The organism is Halorubrum ezzemoulense DSM 17463 (assembly GCF_002114285.1).
GTDB classification, from domain to species: Archaea; Halobacteriota; Halobacteria; order Halobacteriales; family Haloferacaceae; genus Halorubrum; species Halorubrum ezzemoulense.
On the sequence record NZ_NEDJ01000130.1, the window covers coordinates 1 to 3,964 of the forward strand.

Annotated in this window: 4 protein-coding genes and 1 pseudogene; 3 read left to right on the forward strand and 2 right to left on the reverse strand. The window is 73.3% G+C overall.

Annotated elements, in window-relative coordinates; translation table 11 throughout:
- Positions 1-209 precede the first annotated feature (209 nt).
- The gene (locus B9H04_RS17545) at positions 210-524 is read left to right on the forward strand and encodes a hypothetical protein (protein WP_049932606.1); all 315 of its coding nucleotides are present in this window, start codon (positions 210-212) and stop codon (positions 522-524) included.
- A gap of 1 nt (position 525) precedes the next feature.
- Positions 526-1,257 carry a DUF4382 domain-containing protein gene (locus tag B9H04_RS17550; RefSeq protein ID WP_085682892.1) on the forward strand — a complete coding sequence of 244 codons (732 nt, stop codon included), beginning with the start codon at positions 526-528 and terminating at the stop codon, positions 1,255-1,257.
- Between the two features lie 282 nt (positions 1,258-1,539).
- Here the strand turns inward: B9H04_RS17550 and B9H04_RS17555 are convergent, their stop codons facing one another.
- Together B9H04_RS17555 and B9H04_RS17560 are read right to left on the reverse strand one after the other, a co-directional pair.
- Positions 1,540-2,232, reverse strand: a complete 693-nt coding sequence (locus B9H04_RS17555; RefSeq protein ID WP_049932607.1) for a VTT domain-containing protein — start codon at positions 2,230-2,232, stop codon at positions 1,540-1,542.
- 70 nt (positions 2,233-2,302) lie between these two features.
- Positions 2,303-3,130 carry an NAD(+)/NADH kinase gene (locus B9H04_RS17560; protein ID WP_049932608.1) on the reverse strand — a complete coding sequence of 276 codons (828 nt, stop codon included), beginning with the start codon at positions 3,128-3,130 and terminating at the stop codon, positions 2,303-2,305.
- Positions 3,131-3,277: 147 nt separating this feature from the next.
- Between B9H04_RS17560 and B9H04_RS17565 the strand changes: the two are divergent.
- Positions 3,278-3,964 (forward strand): annotated as a pseudogene (locus tag B9H04_RS17565) (KaiC domain-containing protein); the annotation flags it as partial.

Consider the following 3,964-nt stretch of genomic DNA (forward strand, 5'->3'; position numbering starts at 1 on the left):
GCTACGGTCCACGGCCGCGCCCCCGGTTACGGTCCGCGGGCGCGTCGCCGATCTCGGCTGCCGGACTTATCCTTTTATATACCACCCGCTGTTCAGGTCGATATCCCGGTTTAGGCCGTCTTCTGCCGATTAAACCGAATTAAATCGGGCGTAATTCGGCTGAACGGCTTGGGGCATTAAACCGTGTAGCGCTCCGAGGATGAGTCGCAATGAACGCACTCCGAACGACGCTGCTCGTGGCGCTCGCCACGGTGGTACTGATCGGGACCGGCGCGGCCGCCGGTGCCGTCGCGGCGACGCCCGGCCCGGACAACGCCTCGGGCGACGCGGGCCCGCCGAGCGACCTCCCGGACCAAGTGCCGGACTTCGTCGGCGGGATCCTCGACAGCGTGAACGAGTTCCTCGGCGGCGGGGTCGATGACCTCGGCGAGACCGTGAGCGATATCGCCGGGAACGGCGTCGGCGAGGGCGACGGAACCGACGCGGAGAACGGGACGACCGCCGACGGAGCGGGGGGTGCGTGACGTGACTGACCGCGCGCCCGACCTTGACGCGCTCGACAGGCGCACTTACCTCAAGGCGACCGGCGCCGCCGCCCTCGGGGCGACGGGCCTCGCCGGCTGTGTCGGTCGCGCGACGGGAACGCTCGCGACGCAGGTGACCGACCAGCCCGCCGACATCGGCGACTTCGAGTCGCTCGTCGTCACCGTCGAGGGGTTCTGGCTCGGCCCGGAGGGCGCCGATCCGGAGGAAGGTGACGCTGACGGCGCGAACGAGACCGACCCGGACGACGGGAGCGACGACACCGACGCCGGCGGGAACGAGACCACCGACGGCAACGGGACCGACGACGAGGGGGACGCCGCCGAGGGTCGCGAGTACTTCGAGTTCGACGAGTCACAGGAGGCTGACCTCGTCGAGCTCCAGAACGGCGAGACGCAGCTGATCGACGAGCGGGAGCTCCAGACGGGCGAGTACCCGTACCTCCAGCTCGACGTGTGGTCGGCCGACGGGACCCTCACCGACGGGAGCGACGCGGCCGTCGATCTCCCGGGTAACGCGCCGCTGAAGTTCAACGAGCAGTTCGAGATCCGCGAGAACGCGCGGACGACGTTCACCGCGGACTTCGCGCCGGTGCTGCGCGGGAACGGCCGCTACCTCCTCCGCCCGGTGCCGAGCGGGATCGAGGTGGAGTACGAGTCCGAGGCGTCGGAGGACGGTTCGAGCGGCGAGAACTCGACCGACGGCGACTCGTAGCGACGCCGCGCTCTCCCGGTCCCCCGTTGGAGTCGCGGCCGCGTCCGGCGCTCGCAGGGGCGAGCGCGGACCGCACCGCGGCTTCGGGGTCAGGGCTGGGTCGGCTCCCGGGATTCGGGGACCGGGGGAATGCGCGCGTCGCTGCGAGCGGTTCCCGACGCAGAGCACCCGTCTGCTGTCAGAGGCACACGGCCCGCACGACCGCCCGAGCGACGACACGCCCGGGCGGTCTTTTCGCTTTCTGCGATCCGTCCGCCGTATCGGCGCCCAGTGTCCGCCGAGTCAGACCGTCGTCGCGTCCGACCGGAGGAACGTCCGGTAGAGCGGTCCGGCGAGTATCAGCACGCCGACGGCGGCCATGCCGAGGACCACGGCCGGGTCGACGAGCGACCCGCCGCTCGCCGCAAGGCGGTCGAGCGAGACGCCGACGGCGACCCCGGCGAGGACCCACGGGAGTTCGCCGAACGCGGTACCGGCGATGAACGGCCGGACGCCGACGCCGGCGGCCGCGGCCCCGACCGTCACCGCGTCCGACGGGAGCGGCAGCAGGCGGGTCCCGGTCACGGCGCGCACGCTCCCTGACTCGGCCGCGAAGCGCTCGCCGGCGCGACAGAACCTGTCGGCGATTCCCGGCGCGTCGCCCGCGTTGGCGCCGTCTCGGAGGCGGAATCTCCCCGCCCGGGCGAGCGCGTACGGGGGGAGCGCGGTGCCGACGACGAGCGCGAGCGCGAGCGGCGTCCCGGCCCAGCCGTACCCGAAGCCGACGGCGACGGCAAGCAGAGTCGTGGGCCACGCGAGGAGCGGCCTGACCGCCGCGAGCGCGACGATCGCGGCGCCGAACCGCAGCGGGTCTGTCGCGAGCCACCGGAGCCGCGAGAGCGCCGCCTCGGGGGAGACCGCGAGGGTCACTGCCGCCACCGCCGCGACGAGGACCCCGGCGACCGCGTACCGTCCGAGCGCCGACCGGCGATTCACGCTCCGGCGTCCGCGGGCGTCCGGTAAACGCTTTGTGGGTGCGTCCGGCCGCCGCCGGGCAGCCGCCGGCTCAGGACAGCTTGCCGAGCGCCTCGAAGAAGTCGGAGGGGGGACCGGCGATCCGTATCGGTGGCGCGGCGCGTTCGACGGTCACTTCGGTCGGCCCGTCGAGCGCCGCGGTGTCGCGTCCGTCGCTGACGACGGTCGCCCCCGCGTCGTCCGCGACCGCGACGGTTATGCTCGCGTCGGCGTCGACGACGAGCGGTGGCATCCCGTCCTCGGCGACCATCTCGTTGACGATCAGCCCGTTCACCTCGGGGTGGACGAGGGGCCCGCGCTCGGAGAGGTTGTACGCGGTCGACCCGGTCGGCGTGGCCACGAGGACCCCGTCTGCGTGCCCCCCGGCGTACCGCGACCCGTCGACCCGCACCTCGTAGTCGATCCCGCCGCCGGGGCCGCGTCGGTCGCCCTGAATCACCACCTCGTTCGCGGCCGGCGTCGACGTCCAGCCGCCGGCGCTGGCGGCGAGCCGCGGGGCTTCCCGGACGTCCAGCCCCCCGTTCCGGAACGCCCGGACCTCGGCGCGGAGCGCCGCCGCCGCGTCGGCGGGCGGGACCGCGTTGAGGAACCCGACCTCGCCGAGGTTCACCCCGACGATGGGGGTGTCGCCGGCGTTGCGCGCGACGAACAGGAACGTGCCGTCGCCGCCGACGGCGACGACCAGGTCGCAGTCGTCGAACGCGTCGACCGCCCGGGCGTCGTCGCCCGCGTCGAGCGCGGCGGCGGTCTCCGCGTCGAGCCAGACGCTCTCTCCTTCTTCGGTGACGATGTCTCGGAGAGTCGCCGCGAGCGACGCCGCCCGCTCGCTGCCCTTTCGCGCGACGATGCCCACTTCCATGCGGAAGCCATCCCTGTCCCCGGATAAAAGCGTGCGGACATCGGGGAGCCGGATCGAGTTCTCAACGCGCGGGAGTTCGCCGGAAAGTTTCAAGCCGCTCGGTCGCGTTGCTCGGCTCATGCCGAACCCCCACGGGCGGCGGAAACGATGAGCGAGGAGGACGACTGGTTCGAGCGCGCGCTGCGCGAGACCGACGAGGAGTCCGACGAGCGGCCGGTGGGCGACGCGGAGCGCGGATCCGACGGCGGGCCCGGGGAGTCGGATGATGCGCAAGAGCGGGATGACGCGCCGGACGAGCCGGAGGACGCGACGGGAGTACCGGACGAGTCCGACGCTCCCGGCGACGGGGGTGCGGAGCGGGAGTTCGACGACCCGGCGGTCGAACTCGGCGCATCGAGTGACGACGCCGAGCCCGCGGACCCCTTCGGCGGGAACCGCGGGGAATCGGACGCCGACGCGGGCGACGGGGACCCGTTCGGCGGTGCGACCGATGACGGCGAGGCGCGCTCCTCCGGCGACACGGCCGACGACGGTGACCCGTTCGGAAGGACCGACGAGCCGAGCGGCGACCGGTCCGCGGGCGACCGGTCCGGTGACGACTCGACGGCAGACGGCGTACCGGCGGACGCGTTCGGCGATGTCGGCGGCGGCGGCGGAGAGTTCGGGTCGTTCGGTGCGGACGACCCCTTCGGCGGCGGGAGCGACGCCGGCGCGAGCGAAGCGAGCGCTCCCGACCCGGACGCCGGTTCCGGCGGCGGGACGGACTCGTTCGGTACGGACGACCCCTTCGGCGGGAGCCGCGGGGGCCTGTCGCTTATACAACTCTCCGAGCCC